Here is a 24,466-nt window from a genome sequence, read left to right on the forward strand (position 1 = left end):
TGAAAAAGGCCCCCTGCCGGGAGCCTTTCTCTGTTGCCACGCTGGGTTCAGCACTCAGCTCTTGAGCGCCGCCACCGTCGTGGACTTTGTTGATTCGATGACGCCATCGCCGTTGGCATCCAGCTCCAGCTTGACGGCGCCGCTACCCAGGAAGGTGATGTACAGGATGCCGGACTTACCGGTGATCTTGAGTTTGCCGGACTGGACAATCTTTGCGCTGTTGGTCACCAGCGGCGTCACGGCCGTGATGTTGATGCCGAAAGCGTTGCTGCCAACTGTTGCAGACACACCCATGCTCAATGGCGTGAAAGTCGTTGTTGTGCCATCGGACGATACCTGTGAGGTCACATTGATATTGCTGTACGCAAGCCCCATGTTGAAACTCGACGTGCTGATCGCGATATTGATGTTGCCGTTCGTAACCGCATAGGTAACAGCAATCGAGTTGGTGGCGAGCGAAAAGCTGCCGGACATGGTGACCGTGGTGCTACCCGACTGCATCTTCAGCGCGGAGTAAGTGTAGTTAACCGCCATGGTGCTGCTCGACTTGGCGGTCACAACGCCAGACATTGTGCCGTTGTAGATCGTCCCGTCACTCTCCTTGCAGTTGAAGTGCGTGAAGGTTGCCGAGTCGCCGACGCTGAGCACCAGGCTGCTGATGTAGGTATCCGTTTCGGTGTAGTAGCCACCGCCCGGGCAGGTGTAGGTCGAGGTGCTTGTTGTGCCGGTTACGCTTTCGACGCGGTTGGACAGGTTGGTACTGATGCGCTGCGCGAACAGTCGAGCGGCAGCGTAGGGATCCGGCAAAGCGTCCGACTGTGCGCCGCTGATTTCAACGCCAACGATGGCGTCACCGCCAGTAGCCACGTAGTTGTCCGCAATCCCCGCGCCCAGGCTGGCGGACTGCACACCGACGGCTGCAACGCTGTCCTGGTTGCTGGCAGTGATTGTTGTGGAATCGCTGGCTGTGGCGGTGGTGCCACCGCTGCTCCCGCCTCCGCCTCCACCCCCGCCGCAAGCGGTGATACCCAGCACGACTGCCAACACAGTCAGACGCGCGTACGCGTGTTTCCCCATGACTTCCCTCCGGTACCTGATTCTTGTCAGCTGGCGCTCGGGCACCAGTCGGCTGGCAGGTTAGCAGAGGGGAAACGCTTCGGCTTAACAGGATTTTGCATTTCCTGATCTGGCGCAGGTCATGCGCCTTCAGAAAGCAGGCCTGCACTGGACGGCCGCGCCCCCTGCCCTGAAGGGCAGGGGGCGCGAATCAAGAGTCATGCGTTTTGCTGGCTGGAATTTCAGGCCTGGTGCACGGATGCGCAGGCCGCCAGAACTTCGTCGACTGAAATGCGGCTTGCATCTTCTGCTTCGCCCTGGAGTAACTTGTAGGGCACGCCCCAGGGATGCCAGCGCGCGGCGTCCGATTTGCCGAACAGGCACACGATGGGTTTGCCAAGTGCGGCGGCGAGGTGCATGTGGCCGCCGTCCGAGCAGACGAACTGGTCGCATAGCGACAGACCCGCGATGAGTTCGGCGAGGCTTTTCGTCGGGCAGGCAATGAGGGGGAGCTCGCGGCAAGCGTCGAGAATGCCGCGCGCCTTGCCGTCGTCGCCGGGGTGCAAGGGATTACTTTCGTCACCCGGCGACCAGAACAGCAGGAAACGCGTGTCCGGCTGGCTGTCGTGCAGACGCTGCACGAGTTCGATGAAGCGTTCGGCGGGCCAGCGCTGCGAGGGCTTGCGCGAGCTGATGTGCAGGCCTATGACCCGGGCATTCTCGGGCAGATTGTCGAGCAGTTGTGTGCGCAGTGTGTCCTGCAGGCTGGCATCGACCTGCATGCGGGCAGGGCCTGGTTTGGGTGCGATGTCCAGCGCACGCAGGATGTTCGCTGTGCGTTCGACTTCGTGCAGGGCAGCGGGGTCGGGCTGAACGTCGTCCTGCGCGACGACGCGGGCAGCGCCAACAAGCCTTGCCATGCGACGCGCGCTGGCTTGTGTGCCGCTGGCAGGCAACAGCACGAGGTCGAGATCGGCGTGGCGCAGGCGCCACAGCACGCGCAGGCGGTCGATGAAAGCGCCGATGCGGCTCTCGCCATGCTGCAGGTGCTTGAGCTTGGTGTAGGTGTACACCGCGTCGAGATCGGGGTGGCCGCGCAATACCTCGGCGTTGTAGCGCGTCACAAGGGCGCCGATCCAGGCGTCAGGATGTTTCTGCCGCAGGCGCTGGATCATTGGCAGGGTGCAGACAAGATCGCCGATGTTGTCGCGACGGATGACGAGAATGCGGCGGGCTTTCACGTACGGATGTCCTTCTGCATGCCCAGACACAGCATGGCGAGCATGCCGTGCTCGTGGTGGAACGTCGTGTTGAAGAGGCCGCCGATGAAGACAATGGCAAAACCACCCAGACCGATGCCCCAGCGTTGCCAGTGCTCCGCCGCTGCGGCAGCGCTCGGCCGCTGACGGACCAGCAGGCATGACCACAGAGCGCCGAAGGCGATGAGAGTTCCCAGCCCCAGGGCACCGCGCTCGGCGAGGGTGTTGAAGTAGAGGCTGTGGGCGTGCAGGCGGTTGGTGTAGCGCGCAGGATTGAACGGTTCGCCGCGTTCGCCAAGCCATGCGGCAATTTGCGCGTGGTCGATCATTGGCAGGTTGCCGGGGCCGACGCCCAGCAACGGTGCGTGGCGCCAGGTTTCGGTTGCAGTGCGCGCGGTTTCGGCGCGATAGGCCGTCACACTGCCACCTGCACTGAAATTGATGAGGGTTTTTTCGAGCATGTCCCTCTTGAGATACAGCACCGGTGTGCCGACGATTGCCGCAACGAGCAGCAGGCGCAGCCAGGGCAGTGGGCGTACGCGGTGATGCAGCCAGACGAAAGCCGCCGCAGCGAAGGCCAGGGTCAGCAAGGCTCCGCGGCTACCGAAGGCAAGCATGCTGGCGAGCAAGACGAGGCCGGTCAGTGCGGCGCCGAGCTGTTGTCGTTTGCTGAGTGCGCTGCGTTGCGGCAGATAACAAGCCAGTGCGACCATGACGATCCCGACCGCATACAGCGCGGAGTGATTGACGTGGCCGACCGAGTTGAGTTGCAGGGCGATGCGTTTGGGGACTTGCCACAGGGTCCAATAGCCTTCGGCTAGCCCGGCCAGCGTTGCGGCGATGAGGCACAGGGCGAGGGTCAAGGTCTGGCGTGAGCTCAGCGCCGTGCGCGATACGCACCAGCCGAGCACAAGGTAGCTGACGATGTCCCCCAGCTCCTTGGTGATGGGTTTGAAGAACGCGGTGGCGAAGCCTGACAGCAGTGCCGACGCCAGCATGGCTCCCAGACTCAGGTCGAGCAAGGAGATGGCCCCGCCCCACTGGCGCTGGCGCGCACTGTGCACGAACCAGGCGAGTACAAAGAGGCCCAGCGATATGTTCTTGGGTGCTTCGACCAGCGGCAGCACGATGGCGAACAAGCACAGCAGCACGAATTCCGTGCGTGAAGCACTGCGCGGCGCGGGGGGCAGCAGGGTCATGTGCGTTTGCAACCCAGCAACATGGCCAGACAGACCATGCCCAGCATGCCGTGTTCGTGGTGCAGGGTGGTATTGAACACGCCGCCGATGAAGACCAGGCCGAAGCCGGCCACCCCGGCGCTCCAGCCCAGCCAGTGCGCGTCGCTGGCCTCGCGGCAGGGGCGAAGCTTCACGAGGGCCGCTGCCCACATGCCGAACAGGGCCAGCAGGGCGACTACGCCAATGACGCCGCGTTCGGCCAGGGTGTTGAAGTAGATACTGTGTGCGTGGGATGAGAACAGGAAATTGCGCTGGACGAAGACTTCGCCGCGCGCCTTGAGCCAGCCCTCGACCATTGCGGGTGACACGGCACCGTAGTTGGCGGCGCCGATGCCCGTGACGGGCTTCTGACGCCAGTACTCGATGGCGGTGCGCGCGGCTTCGACGCGGCCGGCCGTGGTATAGCCGCCGGCCTCAAGGTTTTGAGTGGTTTTGACGACCATCGCGCGATCTACGCTGAGCATGCCGCCTGTGACGATGATGGCGCCCAGCAGGGCGGGCCACAGGCGGATGCGATGCTGGCGCGCCAGCCAGACGAGCAGCGCGGCGGCGGTGAGGCCGTAGGCAACGAGCGCACCGCGACTGGCGAAGGAAATCATGACGGCCAGCAGCACGAGCGCAACCGCAAAACAGACGCGTCGCCACAGCGGCTTCATCAGCGTCGGGCCGTTGGCTGCAAGGGCAATCGCCAGTACTGCGACACCCATGGCATAGAGCGCCGAGTGATTGACATGGCCGACCGAGTGCAGCTGCAGAGAGCCCTTGATACCCATCGCCAGATGCCAGTAGCCCTGTGCGGCGCCGACCAGGGTGGCGGCGATCAGCGTGACAATCAGGGTTACGCGATCGCGACCCGACAGCGTGCTGCGCGCGAGCGTCCAGCCCAATGCGAGGTAGCACATGATGTCGCGCACCTCGCTCCACTTGTGCGGGTAGGGGTCAGACAGCAGCACGCTCAGGCTGGCGGCACCGAGGATTCCGGCGAAGGTGGCGTTCCAGCCCGCAGACAGCTCGCCCCAGTTGCGCTGCCGTACGCTGAGTGTGACCCACAGGGCGACATAGCTCAGCAGGAATATGTTCTTGGGCGCTTCGACGAGCGGGAGCGCAATGGCGAACAGGCACAGCAGGATCAGTTCGGCCTTGTGCAGGGCGCGTGGGGTATGGAGCATTGGCTGGCTTCGGTCTGAACGGGGTCGGGCGCTGCCCGGGGTGCGCCATGATAGCGCAGGGCCTGCCCCGTTCTGGCTCGCTTACAATGACGTCCTTTGTTTCTTGCGCGCCAGCCAGCCGCCCGACACGTCCCTCATGTCTTCACATCCCGTCCGTCACATCCTGCTCGCGATCGACTCCCTCATCGGGCGCGGCGCAGAGAAGGTGGTCGTCAATCTTGGTGAGGCCCTGATCGCGTTGGGTCATCGCGTCAGCATCGTGATCTACGAGGACATCGTGGAGTTCGCGGTCGACCCGCGCATCACGGTGCATCGCCTGCACCCGGCCGAGCGTCATCGCATCCGCCTGTTGAGCCGCCTCACCGACAACGACAACGTACGGCGTTTCCGTGCGCTGCTGTCACGCATCGAAGCGGACAAGGGTCATGTCGACCTGATCCTGTCCGCCCTGCCGCGCATCGACCGCATCCTTTCACGCATTCGTGATCCGCGTATCCACCACGTCATCCACAACGCGCTGTCGATGCAGAACGGCATCCGCAACAACAGCTGGCGCAAGAAGCTGGCGCGCATCTGGCATGCCAAGCGCATGTACGACGGGCGCCAGGTCATTGGCGTGTCGGCGGGGGTGGGGCAAGACCTCGTTGACTTCGTCAAGGTGCGCCCCGCTGCGTTGCGCACGATCTACAACCCCTTCGATTTCGAAGTTGTGCGCGTACGCGCTGTTGAGCCCTTTACACCCCCGGTGCAGGACTACATCCTGCACATCGGCGCCTTCACGCTCAAACAGAAGCGCCAGGATCTGCTCATCGAAGCCTATGCGGCGTCAGGGCTCACCTGTCCGCTCGTGCTGCTCGGCAAGGGGCGCGACGAAGCGCGTATCCGTCAGCTGGCCCAGCAGCATGGTGTGGCTGAGCGCGTAATCTTTGCCGGCTTCCAGGCTAACCCGTATCCGTGGATCCGCCACGCACGCCTGCTGGCCCTGTCATCGGCCTACGAAGGCTTCGGCAATGTGCTGGTCGAGGCGCTGGTGCTCGGTACGCCCGTGGTGGCGACCGACTGCCCGGCCGGGCCCGGCGAAATCCTCGCCAGCATGCCGCAGATGCTTGTCCCCAGCGGCGACGCCACAGCTTTTGCGGCACGCCTTGCAGCTTGCTACGCAACACCACCGGTCATCGATGTGGCCAGCCTCGCGCGCTTTGAGGCGCCGGTCGTGGCGAACGAATACCTGAAGCTCATTCCCTGATTCGCGACATCCCGCACCGTCTCATGAAGATCCTCATCGTCAAACGCGACAAACTCGGCGACATGCTGCTCACCACTCCCATGCTGGCCTGGTTGCGGCAGGGGCTGCCGCAAGCCGAGATCCACGTGCTTGCCAATGACTACAACGCATGGGTGCTGGAGGGAAATACGCAGCCTCACCGGGTTTGGGCCTTGCCGCGCGTGCGCCACGCAGGTCGTTTGCGCATTGGTGCCGCCTTGCAGACTGCGAAGATGCTGTGGCAGATGCGTCGCGAAAAGTACGACTGGGTACTCGTCGGCAATGGTGAGGAGTCGCCACGCGCCATCGAGCGCGGCCTGTCCCTGCGCGGGCGTAGCACCGTAGCCTACTGCAAGTCGGCGGTGGACTGGCCGCGCCTCACGCACCCCATGAGCGCACCACGTGACATGCACGAGAGCCGCCGCCTCGCTGCGCTGGCCACCCCCCTCGGGCTCAGTGTACCGGAGACCCTGCCGGCGCCGCTGTATCACTTGCCCGAGCGCAGTGCCGCGTTTGCGCGCCAATGGCTCGGTCGAAACGGACTTGCTGCGGGAGGCTATGTCGTATTGGGTCTCGGCGCACGGCGTGCCAAGAAACAGCCCACGACGCAGCAGGTGCTCGGCTGGGCCGACGAAGTGCAGCGTCGCTGGGGGCTCAAGACCGTTTTCATGTGGACGCCCGGCAAGAGCGACAACCCGCTTTACCCTGGTGACGATGATGTGGCCGAGCCCGTACTGGCGGCCAACAATCCGCATATCGTGCCCTTCCGTGGCCCGCTCGACGAAGCGATTGCGCTGGTGTGGCATGCGCGCACATCGATCTTCCCCGACAGCGGTCTGATGCACTTCGCGGCGGCCAGCCCCGGCGGCGTGTTGGGTTTTTTTGCCGAAACCGACGTGTCGCCTTCGCCGTCGCAATGGGGGCCGATCGGCCCGCGTGCGCACTACCTCGAAGCCGGGCAGGCCGTTGCGCAACTCAGCGACGAGGCCGTGTTCGGCAAGCTCGCTGCGCTGATCGACGGCTGAGGCCTATTTCGCCCCGCCGTAGAGATACGGATTCAGCGTGGGGTCGTTGTACATCTTGAACTGGCGATAGACCTTGTAATAGGCCTTGCCCGCTGCGCAGTCAGCCAGCAAGGCTTCGAGGCACGACGCGAGGTCGTTGCGCTGCTCGGTCAGCCGCGCCACCTTGGCCTGACAGGTCGCGATGTGTTCGGCGCTGGCGTCGCTGCGCTGCGTCTGCAGGCCCATGTGGAAGATCTTCAGCGCCATGATCGAGATGCGGTCGATCATGCTGCCGGCGGTTTCGCTGTTGAGGCGCGCGTCGCTGGCCGGCGTGACGTTGGCCAGCGTCGACAGGATCACCTCGTCCATGCGCTCAATGGCGTCGTTGCGTTTCTGGTTGTAGCCATCGATGGCACGCTTGTTGGCGGCAATCTCGCTGTCGGCTACGTCCTTGCGGCGCGCCAGGTCTTCTTCGTCCCACAGCAGGTTGTTGAAGCGGTGATTGAGTTCGACGAATTGCCACAGCCCGTCAGAGAACTGCGCGGGCGACTGCTTGGCCCAGCTGCGATTGGCCACGCACTGGTCGTGGAAGGCGAGGATGTCGGCAGCGCGCAGGCTGGTGGCGAGAGAGCTCATGAGGCAGTTCCGGCGGAAGGTGAGGAAGAGAGAAGCTGGTCGCAGGCCGCGAGCACCGCGTCCAGCGTAACGGCGACCATGCACAGGGCATTGCCGCAGTGAGGCGCGACCGGGTCATTCGGCGTGCAGCCACTGGCGTCGAAGCCACGCCCGCAGCGTCGCACCCATTTGAGTGTGCGGCGAAACAGCACGCGCTGGTTGCGGCAGGGAATGAACACCGACAGCGATTGCGCAGGCATGTTGGCGAAAAAGCGCGACTGCGCGCAGAGCAACTCGGAGCCCGGGCCGAACAGCGTCAGCGTCGGCGTACCGGTGATGCGCCCCAGATGCGCCACACCCGTGTCGGGGCTCACCAGCAGGCAGGCGCCCGCCAGCAGATGGGCAAGCTGCAGCAGATCGAGCTGACCCGCGTAACTGCGGTGGCGGCCTTCCGGATCCGCAGCGGTCACGAGCGCGGCTTCGTTGTGGCCACCACTCCATACGGGCGTGATGCCATCGGCCTTGAGTATCTCGGCCAGCGCATGCCAGCGATCAGCCGGCCACAGTTTGAGCGGGCTGCTCGCGCCCAGGTGCAGCACGGCGTAGCGGCCGCTGGGACGCTCGAAGTCGCGGCACGGCGCCAGTGGCCACTGTTCCGGCGAGTAAGGCGGCGGCTCGCTGCCCTGTGCCAGCGCCGAGAACATCTCGGGCAGTGCGGTCGCCGTCTCGGGCCACGCGCGTTGATCATTGACGAACCAGTTCTTGTACTTCGGCTTGTCACCGGCCTGTGCGACCACGTGGCGCGTGCCTGCGGCGCGCGCCAGCAGGCTGTGACGGCTGTCACCGGGCACCATTGCCAGATCAAAGCCGCGCCGCAACGCAAAGCGCAGCAGCGTGCCGACCTTGCGCGGATCAAACGGCACAGCTCGCACGCCCCACGGGTTCGCGGCGAACAGCGGCGCGATGGCGCGCGGGCAACTCATCACGATCTCGGCATCCGGATGGTTATGGCGCAGCTTGGCCAGCAATGCCGCCAGCATCAGCGTGTCACCCAGCAGCAGGTGATGCGCGACGAGAATGCGTTTCGGGTGATCCGGATAGCCGCGCTTGCCGAACAGGCGGCGCAGGCTGCCCAGTGCGAGGAGTGGCGCAAGCAGGAGGCGGGAGGGAAGGCGGCTCATGGCGTCGTTGCGGCATTCAGGAAAACGCGTTCCATGCGATCCAGCATGCGAGGCAGGCCGCAATGCTCGATGGCAAAGGCATGCGCGCCTGCGCCCAGTTGTGCTGCGAGTTCGGGCTGTTCGCGCAGCTGGCGAACGGCTTGTGCCAGCGCGGTACTGTCCTTGGGCGTCACCAGAATGCCGGTCTGCCCTTCGATGATGATGTCGCGCATGCTACCGACGGCCGTCGTGATGATCGGCAGGCCGGCGCTCATGGCCTGCATGACGGCTTGCGAGACGCCTTCGTTGGCATAGGACGGCAGGGCGAAGGCGTCGAAGGCTTGCAGCCAGGTCGGTACGTTCTTCTGTTCGCCGGCGAAGTGCACGCGGCTTTCCAGCCCGAGCTCAGCGACCTTGGCGCGCAGGTTGTCGCGCTGTGGGCCGTCGCCGACGATGGCGAGCTTGAGCTGTGGGTCGTTGATGTTGGCGAGTGCTTCGAGCAGGTAGGCGTGGCCCTTCCAGCTGCGCAGCGTGGCGACAATGCCGACCCAGAATGCATTGGCGTCGAGCTCCAGTGCGGCGCGTGCGGCGAGCTTGTCGCCGGGCACGAAGCGCGTGGTGTCGATGCCGGTGGGGATGGAGGTCGAGCGCGCTTCACTGACGCCCAGGTTGTCGACGAGCTCGCGGCGCAGTTGTTCGCCGGTGGTGACGACATGCGCAGCGGCTTTGGCGTAGAGCCAGCGGTTGGCGCGGCTCGCCGTGACGGGCGCCGAGATGTGGCGCGTGCGCACGATGGGCAGACCCAGACCGACGCGGGCCAGCGCCGCAAGCCAGCTGTCGGTCGAGCTGTGGGTGTTGATCACGTCGATGTCGCCGGCATTCGCTCTGAGCCAGCGGCGCAGGGCCAGCAGCGGGCCGGGGCGCTTCTTCAGCAGCGGCAGGGCCACGGCGGGCACGCCCCACTCGCTGGCGCGCTTGAAGATGTTGGAGACCTCGGGCGCGACGATGGTGACGCGGTGGCCGCGTGCGATGAGCCCGCGCGATTCTTCGAGGATGCGGATTTCCTGCCCGCCCCAGCCGCAGGATGATTCTGTGTGGACGATGTGCAGGGGGCGTGAGGCGTGAGTCATCTGGGGGCTGGTGGCGTGGTTCGGCCGGGATTATACCTGCCACCCAGGGGCCGACCCGGCGCCGGCCTCAGCCCAGAAACCCCAGATCGGCCGATGCGAAATTGCCCAGGTTGGGCAGCACGACAGGCAGATCGCTGCGCGACACGCCCATCCACTTGCCCAGCGTGGCGGCGTACTGGTCGACCGAGGTCGTCGGCAACAGGCGGCCATTACCGACGTCGGTGCTGGTGCGCAGCGCGACTTCGGGGAACTGGCCATAGAGCTGCCCGCCCTTGACTGCGCCGCCGACGATGAAGTGGTGACCGCCCCAGCCGTGGTCGGTGCCGTCGCCGTTGTTGAGCAGTGCGCGGCCAAAGTCCGAGGCGGTGAACAGCGTCACCTTGTCGGCGACGCCCAGTGCTTCCATGGCTTGCTGGAAGTAGGCGATGGACTTGCCGACCGAGGTCAGCAACTCGGCCTGCTTGGCGAGCTGGTTGTCGTGCGTGTCGAAGCCGCCCAGCGAGACGTAGAAGACCTGGCGGCGCTGCTGCATGTTCTCGTCTTCACGCACGCCGATCATGCGCGCGACGATGCGCAGCTGCTGGGCGAGGCGGTCCTTGTCGAGATCAGCCGGCAGGGCGATGCGTGCGTCGTTCTCGGGCAGCTTGGCCAGTGCGGCGGAGACGAGGCCTTGCGCTTCGATGGAGCGCCCCACGACGTTGCCGTATTCCTGCGCCAGCACTTCGCCGCCCATGGCACTGGCGCCGGACTGGATCTGCGCGCGCAGCGCCTCGGCCGCCTTGGTCGAGCCGTAGATGTCTTTCGCAGCGAGGCGGTTGAAGGCGACGGCGCCGCTGTTGGTGATCTGGTACTGCACAGTCTTCTCGCTGGCGAGGAAGACGGCATTGCCCGCAGTCGAGATGGCAGTGAAGGTGTGCTTGCCATTCATGCCGGAGAGCAGGTCGCACATCTTGCCGCCCCAGCCCATCTTGGCGCCCTCGGGCGAGAAGGCCTGCCAGATCGCCTCCTGATCGTTGTGAGAGAAGAGCTTGGGCGGGCGCGCGATGGTGGTGCTGCGAAACGTGTTGGCATCCTTGATCGGTACGATCAGCGGGCCGACGTTGGCGAGAATGGCGGCATTGCCCTTGTCGAACAGCGCCTGCACGGGCGCGAGCGAAGGGTGCAGGCCGAACTCGCGGCCCTGTGCGTTGCCGGGTTTGATCGGCAGCAGTTCGTTACGAGGAATCGCAATGTCCTGCCGCGCAGCGGCGTAGCCGTCGTAACCCGCGCGATCGAGTGGCACGACGGTGTTGTGGCAGTCGTTGGCGCCACGCATGAAGAGGCAGACGATGGCGCGGTAGTCCCTGGGATCGCTCGCGGCTGCGGCAGCACCGATACCGGCCAGTTGCAGGGCCCAGGGCGAAACGGCGCGCAAGGTGGCGAGGGCGGCGCTGTGGCGGAGAAATTCGCGGCGGGTGTTGTGGCTCATGTTTCAGCGTCCTTGTCGGTTTCAGCTCCCCTCGCCCGCTCGCGGGAGAGGGGAACGGCGTTACTTCTGCACCAGATACTCGGGTGACACCATGGTCAGCAGGGTCGCGAGCTTCACGCGGTTGCGTCGGGCGTTCTCGGCCTGCGTCGGGTTGTTCGCGGGGATGCGGATCTCATTCACCGCTTCGCTGATGCGGCGGCGCGATTCGGGCGAAAGCTGGCTGGCGGTGAGTAACAGGTCGATATGCGCTACCAGTCTGTCGGTCGAATCGGCCAGCGCCATCTGCGCGCTGTAGTCAGGCTGGATGTCGCGCTTGTTGTTGGCCGCACGCCCTACACCGCCGTCAATCACGCTCTGGATGAAATTCGCATAGCCCGCCACCGAGCTCTCGCTGACGATCTGCATCTCCGGTGCCACCATGTTGCGCTTGGCGACCATGCTGCCCGGCGGCACATAGCCCGGACGGTAGAAGTTGAACACCGTTGGCGAGCGCATCGGGCTCTGACCCAGCGCGTTGCCGGGGTTGTCGGTGTTGTACATGTCGAAGTTACCTGCAATCGACGTGGCGTTGAAGGCACGCATCCATTGCGACAACCTCAAGATGGGCTCGCGCACCTTGCCGAAGCCCGCGTCTTTCAGCGAGGCCGCCGAGCGCGCCTCAGGGTCCAGCAGCACGGCGCGAATCACCGCCTGCATGTCGCCGCGTACGCCGGCACCGTTGTTGTTGAAGGCTTCCGTCACGCGGCGTACGTAGGCCGGGCTCGGGTTGCTCGTCACGAGGCGCTGGATCAGCTGGCGACCGAAGAAGGGGCCGACATTGGGGTGGTTGAACAGGCGATCCATGGCGATCTTCAGATCGTCATCGGCGCTGGGGAACTGGCTGGCCGGAATCGTCACGCCCAGAAAGCGCTTCTCGCTGCCCGAGTGGAACTGGTTGTAGCCGACCATGGGCCGGATCTCCCAGTCGGGATTGCGCCCTGCGTTATGGAAGTCCTGATCCGCGCGCTCGAAACTGCCGTACGAGAAGCCCGTGAACACCTTGGCGAGCCCCGTGATGTCCTCGTTCGTGTAGGTCTCGATCGGCTCACCGTTGCGCAGCTTCAGCGTACCGTCGGGGTTGAGCTCCTGCAGGCCGATGGTGAAGAGCTGCATCACCTCGCGCGCGTAGTTCTCGTCCGGCACGCGGCCCTTCACCGGATCTTCCTTCAGGTTCCTGAGGTGCGAGAGATACACGCCCATCGCCGGGTGGCGCGACACCTCTTCGATCAGCGTGCGGAAGTCGCCGAAGGCGTTGCGCGCGAGCATGTCGTGATAGTTGGCAATGGCGCGCATCTTCACGTCCAGCATGCCGTCCATGGAGATCACGAAGATCTCGGACAGCGCGAAGGCCACGCGCTGGCGCAACTGGTCGGGCGCAGTGGCCGAGGTCTTCCAGAACGCCGAGAAATACTGGTCCTGCTTGAGGTTCTCGCCCTTCTTCAATGCCTTGTAGTACGGCTCGATCAGCGGGGCAGTCAGCGTCTGTTTCGTTGCCATCTGCTGGTCGACCCAGCTGCTGAAGTTGCTCCTCGTCAGCGCCTCGATTTCGCCCATGCTCGGGCCGAAAGTGGCCTGCTGCAGGAAGCGCGAAGCCTCGGCCGGTGTCGGCGCGGGCTCCGTGCTCGCCAGCCGTGCCGGGCGCGGAATGGCTCTTGGCTCGCTCGGCCAGCTCATGTGGCTGGCGCAGGAGGCCAGCAGGAGTGGCAGGGCGACTGCCAGTGCCAACAATTGCAGCGGACGGAACAAGGGTGGTCTCCTCAAGATGGGCGGCTTCTGCGAGCTTTGATCAACAATAACGATAAATTTACCAGCAGGTTATGGCTGAAAGACAGGCGGTGTGTTCCCTGACTTGCGTATGGTGGCGGCCCCATCTGCAGAAAAACAGCACCCTTGCGGTGTGCGGCTGCGCACCTGAGTCGCTGGCACAATCGGTACGTCGGCCAGCCACTCTGGGACTTGAGGTTGCTGAGCATCAGAGTCCGCTCGCTGCGGTTGTTGGGGGCGTAGGCGTGACGTGTGCTGAAGTTGTTGCTGCTGTCACGCAAGACGGCCTGGCCGCCGAGACCAAGGGAGGCCATGGTTAGCACAGGCGCAACGTTGCGGAATGCTTTTTGCATCGTCTGTCTCCTGATATCTTGCGCGATCTGTGCCGTACGTTGGTTTGGGCTGATTGCGAAATGTGCAGACATTTCAGTGGCTTGAGCTTCGTATCGAGTACCCCGGCAGCTTGGCGGATCGCGATTGCCGATACCGGGTCAGTGGTAACCCTCAGTGTTGCTGTGCTGCGGCCGATAAAGCTTGGGCACTTCCCGATTTTTGCTACTTCGCGCAACTGACGCGACGACATGGTTAACCGGATCGAAATTCACGCTATCTGGACGGCGCTCGTCCAGGCCTGGCAGCAAATCTGGCAGACACGCGATGCCGGCCAGTCCTGGTCAGGCTTTGCTGCGCAGTGCGACAAGCTGCTGGTGCTGGCGCGCCAGCAGGGTTTGGTGCGCATCGAGCAAGAACTGATGCCGCTGTGCGACCTGCTGCCAGCAGTCAAAGGCCCGGGGGAAGAGGAAAAGGCTGCGGTCGACCGCTTGCTACCGGGTGTGTTTGCTGCAGTGCGTGAGGCATGTAGCGATCGTTGGCAGAAGAAGGAAGGCAGTCAGCCCGATGCTGGGTTGCCGATCGTGATGCTGCTGGTGCAGAACGAGGCTGAGTGGGGTGATTTTGCAACGCAGATGACGGCATTCGGGTACCGCGTGCAGGTGCACGCCAACTACCGACGCGGTATGCAGTCCGCCATCACCCGCCGTGCCACGGCGGTGCTTATCGAATTGGGCGCCGAAGGGGATAGCAGCACACTGTCGCTGATCAGCGAACTCAACCGTTACGGACCCAAATGGTTTGCCGTAGCACGCGAGGCGAGCTTCGAGTTGCGCCTCGAAGCAGTGCGGCATGGCTCGCAAGGCTTTTTTGTGGCGCCACTGCAGCCGGCTGGCGTGGCCGATGCGCTCGACCCACTGAGCTTCCGCGTCAAGGAAGAGCCTTATCGGGTGCTGGTGCTCGACGATTCTGCGACCGTGCTGGCATCGATCCGCAAGGCGCTGATTCCGTTTTCCAACATCCATGTCGAGACCTTGCGCCATGCGCCGCGCGTGCTGGACGCGATGGAGGAGTTCTCGCCCGACGTGTTGTTGCTCGACTTCCACATGGAAGGCTGCAACGGGCTGGAAGTGGCCAAGATCATCCGCCAGAACCGTGTTTGGGAGTCGATCCCCATCGTCTACCTGACCGCCGAGACCAGTGAGGCCGTGCAACTGGAGGCCATGCGCAATGGCGGTGATGATTACCTGACAAAGCCGATCAGCCAGACACACCTCGCTAACGTGGTGATCGCCAAGGCCGAGCGTTATCGCGGCCTGCGCCGCTTGATGGTGGAAGATAGCCTCACCGGCCTATACAACCACGTGCGCACCAAGGCGCTCTTGCAGCAGGCCATGCTGATGGCTGAGCGGCAGCACAGCGCGCTGTCTTACGCCATCCTCGACATCGATCACTTCAAGACGGTGAACGACACCTATGGTCACATGGTCGGCGATCAGGTGATTCGCGCCATTGCTCACTTCCTCAAGCAGCATGTGCGTCGCGCTGACGTGGTAGGGCGTTATGGCGGCGAGGAGTTCGTCGTAATCTTCCTCGACACGCAGATGGAGGCGGCGGCGGCCAAGCTCGACGAGATGCGTATGGCCTTCTCGAACATCCAGCACGCCTTTGACGATGGGCACTTCAGCGTGACCTTCAGCGCGGGTGTCGCAGGCTATCCCGGCTATCCCAGCATGGCTGAATTGATGGCGGCGGCTGACGAGGCCCTGTACGCCGCGAAACGTGGCGGGCGCAATCGGGTGATGCGTGCCGGTGAGGCCGGCAACAGTCCGTAGCTGTCTCGACACACCCAGAAAAGAAAAGCCCCATGAGGGGCTTTTCTTTTGTCTGTAGCGAGTGACTGCGCAGCGGCCCAGTCACAGCGACACAGTTAGAACTCCAGCTCGCTGGCTGCGTACAGCACGGCACCGATACCTTGCGGCACGTTTTCGCGCACAAACACGAACTTGCACACCAGCGGAGCCGACGTGCCGCGCGGCGGGATGGCCGTGCATTGGTCAGCCGGTGCGGGCAGCGGGCCGGTGCTCAGATCGGTGCGCGAATCCACGTTGGTGTAGGCGTTGAATGTGCCACCGAGGCTCATGCCAACGACCGTGCCCTTGATGTTGACGTTGTTGCCGTCGATGGCAATGCGCGTCTTCACGCCAGCCCAGGCCTTCTTGGCAACAGCTTTGGCGCCGTCATCCAGCAGGCCGAGGCGCGCTGCCTTGGCGAAGCCGTACGCGAAATAGGCGCTGGCAGAGGTTTCCAGGAAGTTCGGTTGCGCAGCGATGTTCTCGCCAGGATAGCCACCGTTGGCCGGCAGCTTGTTATTGCGCACGTCGATCACTTGCCACCACAAGCCGCTGGCGTCTTGTTGGCGCGTCAGGCCGTCAGCAATGTAGGACAGGATCGTGTAGAGCTTCTTGTAGTCCGGGTGATCTTTCGGCAGGTACTCCAGCGTGTCGACGATGCCGATGAAGTACCAGGCAATCGAGCGGCTCCAGAGAATCGGCGACACCTGCAGCGTCGGCAACGGAGCGGTCTTGCCCTTCACGCCGTCCAGACCGGCCCAGATGCCGTCTTCAGCGCCATTCCAGCCGTGGTAGTGCAGCAGCTTGGCGGCATTGAAGGTGTGCTCGTGCAGCATCTTGATCTGGTTTGTCGCGATGTTGTACGCAGTCGCGGCATCGCCCGGCAGAACCTTGTCGCCATACTGACGTGCATAGCGGACGAGGAACGGTTGCGTCATGTAGATGCCGTCCAGCCATTGCTGGTTGGCATAAGCCGGCTTGTGCCAGAAGGCGCCAGCCGAATTCTTCTTGATCGTGTCGATCACCTTGCGGGTGGCGATCATGGCGTTCAGGTAACGCGTGTCCTTGGTCTTTTCGTACAGACCGAACAGCAGTTGCGAAGGCTGGATCACGTCCTGGATGGTCGGATCATTCTTGCCGACTGCACCGGTGGCAGCATTGACCGTGCCGTAGTTGATGACGCCGTTCGCATCAACGTATGTGTCGACGTACTTCTTGACGTAGTTGAAGTAGGCCATGTTGCCAGTGCGCTCATAGAGCTTCCAGACACCCAGCAGAGGCACCCCGTTCGTGTACTCCCAGAACTTGGGGTTCGGGGTGGCGGGTACCGTGGCGTACTGCAGGCTGAAGCATTTGTTGCCGCAGCTGTAGTCGTCGACGTTGGGCCAGGTGTTCATCATGTAGTTGGCCGTCTTGACGCCCACGGTTCCGCTGGCGAGCGGTGCGGCTTGCGTGCCGACGGCAGCCAGGAGCAGACCTGCGCTGGTCAAGGCAAGCGCGGCTTTATGAATGGCAAAGCTATAGCGTTTGAACATCATTCCCTCTCTGAAAATCGATGAACGAATGTCAGGCGCGCTGATGTGCGCCCGCCCCCGTAGTCATTCGCCAGCACGCGGCGCGGCGAATTTGACGGCCCTGTCGTTTTTGTTGATTGATTTCAACAACCTAGCCGAGCACCCATCCTAGCTGCCGTGCATGTCACGGAGATGGCTGTGGCGGAGATTCGTGCATTGCGGACGATGGAAGGCTTTTGTCGCAAAAATCATTTGGCATTTGCTGAAATGACAAATGGTTTTACGGAGTGCTGCGAATGCAAACGGGCCGCACATTCCAAGTATTGCCGCATTGCGGAAGAATGTCTCCGCTGTCAGGTGAGCACCTTTGGCATATGCCGGCTTTCCGACGAGCGGCATTTCTTGTCGTAACAGCGGGCTTGCATGTCGTACACCTTGTGGCGACGTCTTGCGTCGCAACAAGCCAGGCCGGCGCTTGCGGAGGGGAGCTTAGCCGCGCTGGATCAGCTCGATCTTGTAACCGTCCGGATCCTGCACGAACGCAATGACCGTGGTGCCGTGCTTCATCGGCCCCGCTTCGCGCGTGACCACACCGCCTCGTGCCTTGATGTCTGCGCAAGCCTTGTAAGCATCAGGCACGGCGATGGCAACGTGGCCGAAACCGGTGCCGATGTCGTAACTCTCGACGCCGTAGTTGTAAGTCAGTTCGATGACAGCGTGCTCCGATTCATCGCCGTAGCCGACGAAGACATTGGTGAACTTGCCCTCGGGGTAGTCAGACTTGCGGATGACGTGCATGCCCAGCACTTCGGTGTAGAAGGCAATCGAGGCGTCGAGGTTGCCGACGCGGATCATGGTGTGCAGTACGCGCATGGGAGTTTTCCTTGGTTTACCAGGCCGGGATGATCTTGTGCGCGTTGCGCAGTGCGGCCTGTGCTTGGGGGTGGTCAGGGTACAGCAGTTCGACGACTTCCCAGAAGCGTCGCGAGTGGTTCATTTCGATGAGGTGTGCGAGCTCGTGAGCGACGACGTAGTCGACTTGTGCATTGGGCAGATGGATGAGGCGCCAGTTGAGACGGATGCCGCTGATGCGCGAACAACTGCCCCAGCGTGTCCGGGCATTGGTAAGGTGGAGCGCGGGCAGTTCGAGGCCCGGTGAGTACCGCTGGAGCATCCAGCCATATTCTTCGATGCGTCCCCCGAAGTATCCCAGTGCATAGTTCTGCACGGCACGCAGCAGGGCGCGGCGCGGGGCTTCCTTGGGACGGACACGCAGATGCACTTCGCGCTTGCCGACGCCCTGTACCCATTCGACATGCGGCGCGCCGTGTGACAGATGCAGGGTGCAGGTCTGGCCCAGCATGGGGAAGCGTGTGCCATCGGCCACTTCAAAGCTCGCCGGCTTTGGTCGTGCAGCCCATTCTGCGAGCTTCTCGACCACCCAGTTGCTGCGTTCGAGCAGGAAGCGCTCCGTCTCGGCAATGCTTGCGCGCGTCGGGATGCTGACCGTGATGCCGCGGTCGTCGATGGTCATGCCGAGCGTGCGGCGGGCGCGGCGGTGCAGGGTGTAGTCGACGAGACGTCCTTTGAGGACGATCTGACGCACTTGCCCTGCACTCATGTCTGATGTGTTCAGGCCTCGGCCGTTACCGCGGCGGCAGGTGTGCCGGTGTAATGATGCGGAAACAGACGACGCATCTCGCCCTCGATCCACGCCTCGGTCTGCGCGTTCACCTCTTCGGCGCTGCGACCTGCCGTACTGATGGCGGGGCCGATGCTGACGACGACTTCACCGGGTCGCTTGATAAAGGCATTGCGGCGCCAGAACTCGCCGGCGTTGTGTGCAACCGGAACAACCAACGAGCCGGTCTCGACTGCCAGGGTTGCTCCGCCGATCTTGTAGCGCTTGGCCGCGCCGATGGGTGCGCGCGTGCCTTCGGGGAAGACGACAACCCAGAAGCCCTCAGTGAGCCGGTCACGTCCCTGATCGACGACCTGCTTGAGCGCATCCTTGCCCGCACTGCGATCGATGGAAATGATGGGCATCTGCGCCAGGCCCCAGCCGAAGAAGGGAATGCGCAACAGCTCACGCTTGAGTACGAAGGCGACTGGCGGAAAGATGGTCTGCAGCGAGATCGTCTCCCACGCCGACTGGTGCTTGCAGAGGATGACGGCCGGCGCGGTGGGCAGATGTTCTTGCCCGACGACGCGGTGACGGATGCCCAGCACATTGCGGATCAGCCACATGGCGATGGACGACCAGGTGGTGATGATCCTGTAGCGAGTATGGGCTGGCAGCGGAAAGGTGAACATCGCGAAGACCCCGTACACGATGGTGAAAGGGGTCAGCAGGATCATGAACAGGGTGGAGCGGATCAGGTTGAGCATGCGGCAAGAGAATCAGTTGGGAATCGCGGGCTTGCGTGCGAGCAGGTGGTCGACGACGTGGGCGAGGTCAGGAAAGACCTTGGTCCCGGCGGGGAGGTCGGGGTCCACGGCGGTCTTGGTGCCCTTGCCGCTCAGCACCAGGTAGGGGGTGCAGCCTACGGCCACGCCAGCCTGCAGGTCGCGCAGGCTGTCGCCCACGGTGGGCATGCCGGTCAGCTCGACACCAAAGCGTTCGGCGATCTGCAGGAACATGCCGGGCTTGGGCTTGCGGCAATCGCAGGTGGAGTCGGCCGGGTGCGGGCAGAAAAAGATCGCGTCGATGCGACCACCGGCTTGCGCCACGGCGCGTACCATCTTGTCGTTGATGGCATTGAGCGTATCCATGTCGAACAGGCCGCGACCAACGCCGCTCTGGTTGGTCGCCACCACGACGCGGTAGCCGGCCTGATCAAGGCGGGCGATGGCCTCAAGACTACCGGGGATGGGACGCCACTCTTCCGGCGACTTGATGAACTGCGCGGAATCTTCGTTGATGACGCCGTCGCGATCGAGAATGATGAGTTTCATGCATCAATTTTAGCCGATTGGCGGCACCGACCGAACGGGTATTGAGGGCACCTCTGGCTTCGCCCTGACGCAGCTGAATCGGTGACGAGCCCGTCGACCACGAAGACAAATCGCCATCCCGGCGGGTGCCGCAATCAAGCGGAGCGCGGTTTTCGCGCGCGTCAGGAGCCGGCGATAGCCGAGCAAGTCATCGGCGCAAGTCGCCCCTCATACGAGACGGTCACCGGGACGAAGCTGAACTGGACTCTCGGCAAATTCGGCCTGAAACGCCAGGTCATGCCCTCGAAGTCGTCAATCATGTCGCGCGGAGTTCTGTTGCTGAGGAACTCGTGATCCCAGCCTGTCGATCGCTGATACATTTCTGAAGCGATAACATTGGCGTCAATGAGGTCGGCGAGCCGCTGACAGAATGCAGCGCCGACCGGCCCACTGGCCACCTTGCAGCAGCACAGATAAAGTGTGTTGATGCGCCCCCGGAGTCTCATCAATTCGGGTTCCAGCGCTGCCCACTGGCAATCGACGATCCCTTCGCCCAGGTAGATTTCGCCAGGCAAACCGTGAGAGTTGATGACGACGTTCAGGCGGTCTGCGGAGTTGTTGGCGCAGACTAAAATGATCGTGACGATGGCACGGACAGAGTGTGAGAGATAAATCGTCTCCTCATATTGCAGGGCGTAGTGGAACGCTGGATCAAAATCGATGGAGTTCAATGCCAGGGATGGGTGAGGAATGGTGATCACGACGCCGCCTCCGTCACAGAATGTGTGAATGTGCAAGCAGCAAGCGCCTGCCCGCACTTATCATGAAGCAATGCGCTTCGAGAATTGATCCTGAAGGGAACCCTCAAGTGCTGTCAACAATACGCTGGGGCATCATCGGCTGCGGTGAAGTCACCGAAGTCAAGAGCGGCCCCGGATTCCAGAAGGCTGCGGGTTCGCAGCTGGTGGCGGTGATGCGACGTAACGCTGCGCTGGCGGAAGACTATGCGCGACGCCACGCTGTGCCGCGCTGGTACGACGACGCGGCGCAGCTGATCGCCGATCCGGATGTCGATGCCGTTTACATCGCTACGCCGCCGTCCTCGCACAAGGACCTGGTCCTGCAGTGCGCCGCCGCCTGCAAGCCGGTGCTGGTCGAGAAGCCGATGGCCCTGTCGCATGCCGAGTCGCGTTTCATGGCCGACGCTTGCCGCCTGGCCAACGTACCCTTGTTCATTGCGTACTATCGGCGCTGCATGCCGCGCTACCAGCAGATCAAGGCGCTGGTGGATGCGGGGGCCATCGGCGCCGTGCGGCTGGTGAGTGTGCAGATGCTGCGCCCGCCGTCAGCGCAGGACCGTGACCCGGCGCAGGTCTGGCGCCTTGATCCGGCACTCTCCGGTGGCGGACATTTCTGGGACCTGGCGCCGCATCTGTTCGATTTTCTCGATGCTCTGTTCGGTCCGATTGCAGCGGCTTCAGGCCAGGTCAGCAATCAGGGCGGCTTTTACGCGGCCGAAGACACGGTCAGCGCGAGCTTCCGCTTTGCTTCGGGCTTGCAGGGGGTAGGGCAGTGGTGCTTTGCCGCCGCGGAGGACCTTGATGAGGTCGTGCTGCGCGGCACACAAGGCACGCTGCGATTCGCGATGTTCAGCGATGCGCCGGTGCTGCTGGAGAATGCGCAGGGGCAGCAGGCGTTCACCATCGCCAATCCACCACATGTGCACCAAGGGCTGATTCAGGAAATCACGGACCATCTGCTCGGTCGCGGTCAGTGCGTCGTCGATGGGGACTGCGGCGTACGCACGGCGTGGGTGATGGACAGCGTGACAGGCCGTCTCCCGTAAGGCGCGCGCAGACTGACTGAACGCGGGTCAGGGCGCCTTGGGGTACCCGGCGGTGTCGAGCGCGCCGTTCCAGCCGCCTTCCGAGAAGCCTTCGATGGCCTTGCTGCCTATCGTGACGGAGGGAGCCTGCGGCTCCTTGCTGCCGGTGAGTTTGCCGAGCTGGGCCAGTTGCTCCTTGCTGGTGACGGACTTCTCGCTGAACGGTACCTTGCGCTTCTTGAGCAGAGCGCGTGCCTTGTCGCAGAGGTCCTTGCAGTCAGGGGCAGTGTAGAGCGTCACGGGGGCGGCTTGCGCGGCCTTGTTGGCCTCGTAGCTGCCTTCCTGCTGACCTACGGAATTGCTCGGCAGGTTGGGTTTCTCGCTTTTGAGCTCGGGTGGGGGCTGGTCGCCGTAGTGAACCTTGCCGTCCTTGTCGACCCAGCGATAGACCTGGGCTACCGCAGTCTGCGCGACCATCAGGCAGGTCAGAAGGGCAAGCAATGCTTTCATGCAGAAGTCTCCATCAGGCCGGGCGAGAGGATGGGCACAAGGCGTTCCAAGCGCACTCTAGCACTGCCGGCAGGCCTGTCGGTAGGCGGGCTGTCCGTCGCGGACTGACGGACCCGCGTCAGCTCCGCAGACGGAATGTCGCCACCGTTTCGCCGAGCTCTCGTGCTTGCTCGGACAGGCTTGCCGCGGCTGCTGCGGCTTGTTCGACCAGTGCGGCATTCTGCTGCGTCGTCTCATCGAGGCGAGCAATGGTGCTGACCATCTCCTGAATGCCGCGCGCCTGATCCCGGCTGGAGGACGAAATGTTCGCCACCAGGTTGGAGACGTTTTCGAAGCTGCTGACGATCTCGGTCATGGTCTGGCCCGCGTCGCTGACAAGGCCCACGCCTTCATCCACCTCTCCCACGCTGGTGGCAATCAATGACTTGATCTCTTGCGCCGCTGCGGCGCTGCGCTGCGCGAGATTACGCACCTCGGACGCTACCACTGCGAAGCCGCGACCCTGCTCGCCAGCGCGTGCTGCCTCGACAGCTGCGTTAAGCGCGAGGATATTGGTCTGGAAGGCAATGCTGTCGATGATGGAGATGATGTCGGCAATCTTGCGGCTGGCCCCCTGGATGGCATGCATGGTGTTGACGACGCGCGCAACCATGGCGCCGCCCCGATGCGCGACGCTATTGCTGTCATTGGCAAGCGTGCTGGCCTGATGCGCATTTTCGGCGTTGCGACTCACCGTGGCATTGAGCTCCTCGATGGTCGAGGCGGTCTGCTCAAGGCTGGCGGCCTGTGCCTCCGTGCGTGCGGAGAGGTTGTTGTTGCCGCTGGCGATTTCGCTGGCGGCCCGGCTAACCAGGTGCGTGGCGTCCTGAATCCCGCTGATCAAGTCACGCAACCGGGCTACGGTGGAATTGGTGTCGTTGCGCAGTTCGCCCAGCAGGCCATCGTAGTCTCGCGTGATGGTTTGCGTCAGATCGCCGTGTGACATCGCGGAAAGCACCCCCGCAACATCGCGCAGACCGTTCGACACGGCGTCGAGCAGTGCGTTGAGCCGCTCGGCGTTGTCGCGGAAGAATCCACTCTTGCCTTCCAGATTCAGCCGCTGCGAGAAGTCACCGCGCAATGTTGCCGACAGCACGCTGTCGAACTCGGCCTCGCTGCGTGCCTCTGCGCTGCGGTCCAGCCACTCGAGCGTGGTCCCCAGACGTTGCCCCTGTCCGTCCATGACCGGGCTTGCCGACAATTTCAGCACCAGATTTTCTGGGCGCCACTCAGCACTGCGCGTCGTTTGCGCATCAAGCAGGCTTTGGCGCAGCGAGGCATCGGGAATCAGGGCCGCCAGCGGCTGGCCTATCAGGGATGGCGAACTGCCCTGTTGCGCGCGCATGAGGGTCTGCGACAAGAGGTTTCGTGCAGCTTCGTTGCAGTACGCAATGTCGCCCTGTGGGCTGATCAGCATCATGCTGGTCGAGGCATTGTCGAGCGCGTTACGGATGCGCAAGTTCTCCGCGGCGATCGTGCGTTCGGCCTCCAGGCGTTCACGCAAGGATTGCTGCATGCGTCTCATGGTCGCCAGCACACTGTCCGGCGCCTTCACCGTCTCGACGATCTGATCGTCCAGATGGCCTTGTGCGATGCGACTGGCGACGCGGGCGGCATAGGCTGGCTCACCACCCAACATGGCAAACAGCCTGCGCTGGATAAAAATGATGGCAATGACGACCGCGATGACGACAACGCAAAGCAGCACGCCCATGCTGGCGTCCAGACTGTCAGCGTGTTGTCGCGCTTCGTTGGCGTCGGCCTCCTGACGTGCCTGAATCAGGTCCCCAGCCTGTGCCATCGAGGTTTCCAGCTTCTCGAAAGCGGCAATGAATGCAGGGAGTTCAGCCTCGGCCAGACGATCAGATTGACTCGCTGTCTTGACGATGCTGCGAGCCTTGGCGAGGTAGTCCCGCAAGTCCGGGGCAAGGTCATCAAGGACCTTGCGTATGTCAGCGGGAAGCGGTGCTGCCGCAATGGCCGAGATGGCCTCGTTGAAGTCCTTGATGTGATCTTCGAGGTCGCTTGCTACGGATTTGAGCGCTTCCGCGTCGCGATTGCGTGCTGACAGCACGGCATTCAGTGCGTCGGCACGCAGGGCGTCGTGCATCATGTCGGCCTGCATCTGGTTACGCAGAATGCTCGACGATCCAAGGCTTTTCTCGAGCTCACCGCGCAGGAGCCGCACTCCGTAAAAGCCCGAACCGCCAGCGACAGCTGCGGCCAGGACAGCAAAGGCCCCAAAGATCAGAATGCTTGTGCGAAAGCGCATGGCGGCCCCCGGCGATAGGTATC

21 protein-coding genes are annotated in these 24,466 nt (G+C 63.3%); 4 read left to right on the forward strand and 17 right to left on the reverse strand.

The annotated features are described in order from the left end of the window. Window positions 1-54 precede the first annotated feature (54 nt). The 4 genes from ABEA02_RS12850 to ABEA02_RS12865 all read right to left on the reverse strand — a co-directional run bounded on the left by ABEA02_RS12850 (window position 55) and on the right by ABEA02_RS12865 (window position 4,722). Complete coding sequence (locus ABEA02_RS12850) at window positions 55-1,077, reverse strand: hypothetical protein (protein ID WP_345533380.1); 1,023 nt, start codon at window positions 1,075-1,077, stop codon at window positions 55-57. A 221-nt stretch (window positions 1,078-1,298) separates the two neighbouring features. Further along, window positions 1,299-2,297, reverse strand: coding sequence for a glycosyltransferase family 9 protein (locus ABEA02_RS12855; RefSeq protein ID WP_345533381.1), 999 nt, complete (start codon window positions 2,295-2,297; stop codon window positions 1,299-1,301). Continuing rightward, the gene (locus ABEA02_RS12860; RefSeq protein ID WP_345533382.1) at window positions 2,294-3,514 is read right to left on the reverse strand and encodes an O-antigen ligase family protein; all 1,221 of its coding nucleotides are present in this window, start codon (window positions 3,512-3,514) and stop codon (window positions 2,294-2,296) included. The genes ABEA02_RS12855 and ABEA02_RS12860 overlap by 4 nt, the downstream gene beginning before the upstream one ends. After that, window positions 3,511-4,722 carry an O-antigen ligase family protein gene (locus ABEA02_RS12865; protein ID WP_345533383.1) on the reverse strand — a complete coding sequence of 404 codons (1,212 nt, stop codon included), beginning with the start codon at window positions 4,720-4,722 and terminating at the stop codon, window positions 3,511-3,513. Before ABEA02_RS12865 ends, ABEA02_RS12860 begins: the two co-directional genes overlap by 4 nt. A 136-nt stretch (window positions 4,723-4,858) precedes the next feature. Between ABEA02_RS12865 and ABEA02_RS12870 the strand changes: the two genes are divergently transcribed. Then, the gene (locus tag ABEA02_RS12870) at window positions 4,859-5,968 is read left to right on the forward strand and encodes a glycosyltransferase (protein ID WP_345533384.1); all 1,110 of its coding nucleotides are present in this window, start codon (window positions 4,859-4,861) and stop codon (window positions 5,966-5,968) included. Window positions 5,969-5,991: 23 nt separating this feature from the next. Beyond that, window positions 5,992-7,011, forward strand: coding sequence for a glycosyltransferase family 9 protein (locus ABEA02_RS12875; protein ID WP_345533385.1), 1,020 nt, complete (start codon window positions 5,992-5,994; stop codon window positions 7,009-7,011). Window positions 7,012-7,014: 3 nt separating this feature from the next. On the opposite strand, the gene ABEA02_RS12880 is transcribed toward ABEA02_RS12875, so the two are convergent. The 5 genes from ABEA02_RS12880 to ABEA02_RS12900 form a co-directional block, all read right to left on the reverse strand. Then, window positions 7,015-7,626 carry a DUF4254 domain-containing protein gene (locus tag ABEA02_RS12880; RefSeq protein WP_345533386.1) on the reverse strand — a complete coding sequence of 204 codons (612 nt, stop codon included), beginning with the start codon at window positions 7,624-7,626 and terminating at the stop codon, window positions 7,015-7,017. Continuing rightward, the gene (locus tag ABEA02_RS12885; RefSeq protein ID WP_345533387.1) at window positions 7,623-8,786 is read right to left on the reverse strand and encodes a glycosyltransferase family 9 protein; all 1,164 of its coding nucleotides are present in this window, start codon (window positions 8,784-8,786) and stop codon (window positions 7,623-7,625) included. Before ABEA02_RS12885 ends, ABEA02_RS12880 begins: the two co-directional genes overlap by 4 nt. After that, complete coding sequence (locus tag ABEA02_RS12890; RefSeq protein ID WP_345533388.1) at window positions 8,783-9,895, reverse strand: glycosyltransferase family 4 protein; 1,113 nt, start codon at window positions 9,893-9,895, stop codon at window positions 8,783-8,785. Before ABEA02_RS12890 ends, ABEA02_RS12885 begins: the two co-directional genes overlap by 4 nt. A 67-nt stretch (window positions 9,896-9,962) precedes the next feature. Then, window positions 9,963-11,363: a DUF1501 domain-containing protein gene (locus ABEA02_RS12895; RefSeq protein ID WP_345533389.1), complete on the reverse strand. Its 1,401-nt coding sequence runs from the start codon at window positions 11,361-11,363 to the stop codon at window positions 9,963-9,965. A 60-nt stretch (window positions 11,364-11,423) separates the two neighbouring features. Then, on the reverse strand, window positions 11,424-13,148 hold the full coding sequence (locus tag ABEA02_RS12900; protein ID WP_345533390.1) for a DUF1800 domain-containing protein: 1,725 nt from the start codon (window positions 13,146-13,148) through the stop codon (window positions 11,424-11,426). A gap of 599 nt (window positions 13,149-13,747) precedes the next feature. Here ABEA02_RS12900 and ABEA02_RS12905 point away from each other — a divergent pair. Continuing rightward, window positions 13,748-15,331: a GGDEF domain-containing protein gene (locus tag ABEA02_RS12905; RefSeq protein ID WP_345533391.1), complete on the forward strand. Its 1,584-nt coding sequence runs from the start codon at window positions 13,748-13,750 to the stop codon at window positions 15,329-15,331. 95 nt (window positions 15,332-15,426) lie between these two features. Here ABEA02_RS12905 and ABEA02_RS12910 read toward each other — a convergent pair whose 3' ends face one another. The 6 genes from ABEA02_RS12910 to ABEA02_RS12935 form a co-directional block, all read right to left on the reverse strand. Next, window positions 15,427-16,884 carry a glycoside hydrolase family 88/105 protein gene (locus ABEA02_RS12910; RefSeq protein ID WP_345533392.1) on the reverse strand — a complete coding sequence of 486 codons (1,458 nt, stop codon included), beginning with the start codon at window positions 16,882-16,884 and terminating at the stop codon, window positions 15,427-15,429. 468 nt (window positions 16,885-17,352) lie between these two features. Continuing rightward, window positions 17,353-17,736, reverse strand: a complete 384-nt coding sequence (gene gloA / locus ABEA02_RS12915) for a lactoylglutathione lyase (RefSeq protein WP_345533393.1) — start codon at window positions 17,734-17,736, stop codon at window positions 17,353-17,355. 16 nt (window positions 17,737-17,752) lie between these two features. Further along, on the reverse strand, window positions 17,753-18,484 hold the full coding sequence (locus ABEA02_RS12920; RefSeq protein WP_345533394.1) for a M48 family metallopeptidase: 732 nt from the start codon (window positions 18,482-18,484) through the stop codon (window positions 17,753-17,755). An 11-nt stretch (window positions 18,485-18,495) separates the two neighbouring features. Then, window positions 18,496-19,251, reverse strand: a complete 756-nt coding sequence (locus tag ABEA02_RS12925) for a lysophospholipid acyltransferase family protein (protein ID WP_345533395.1) — start codon at window positions 19,249-19,251, stop codon at window positions 18,496-18,498. A 12-nt stretch (window positions 19,252-19,263) separates the two neighbouring features. Then, window positions 19,264-19,818 carry a D-glycero-beta-D-manno-heptose 1,7-bisphosphate 7-phosphatase gene (gmhB, locus tag ABEA02_RS12930; RefSeq protein ID WP_345533396.1) on the reverse strand — a complete coding sequence of 185 codons (555 nt, stop codon included), beginning with the start codon at window positions 19,816-19,818 and terminating at the stop codon, window positions 19,264-19,266. A gap of 161 nt (window positions 19,819-19,979) precedes the next feature. Beyond that, window positions 19,980-20,558 carry a DUF4347 domain-containing protein gene (locus ABEA02_RS12935; protein ID WP_345533398.1) on the reverse strand — a complete coding sequence of 193 codons (579 nt, stop codon included), beginning with the start codon at window positions 20,556-20,558 and terminating at the stop codon, window positions 19,980-19,982. A 107-nt stretch (window positions 20,559-20,665) separates the two neighbouring features. Between ABEA02_RS12935 and ABEA02_RS12940 the strand changes: the two genes are divergently transcribed. After that, a complete protein-coding gene (locus ABEA02_RS12940) occupies window positions 20,666-21,643 on the forward strand; it encodes a Gfo/Idh/MocA family protein (protein WP_345533399.1) in 978 nt (325 codons plus the stop codon). Window positions 21,644-21,670: 27 nt separating this feature from the next. Here the strand turns inward: ABEA02_RS12940 and ABEA02_RS12945 are convergent, their stop codons facing one another. Beyond that, window positions 21,671-22,132 carry a glutaredoxin family protein gene (locus ABEA02_RS12945; RefSeq protein ID WP_345533401.1) on the reverse strand — a complete coding sequence of 154 codons (462 nt, stop codon included), beginning with the start codon at window positions 22,130-22,132 and terminating at the stop codon, window positions 21,671-21,673. Window positions 22,133-22,250: 118 nt separating this feature from the next. Beyond that, on the reverse strand, window positions 22,251-24,443 hold the full coding sequence (locus ABEA02_RS12950) for a methyl-accepting chemotaxis protein (protein ID WP_345533403.1): 2,193 nt from the start codon (window positions 24,441-24,443) through the stop codon (window positions 22,251-22,253). Window positions 24,444-24,466 lie beyond the last annotated feature (23 nt).

The organism is Viridibacterium curvum (genome assembly GCF_039544165.1).
GTDB lineage: Bacteria > Pseudomonadota > Gammaproteobacteria > Burkholderiales > Rhodocyclaceae > Viridibacterium > Viridibacterium curvum.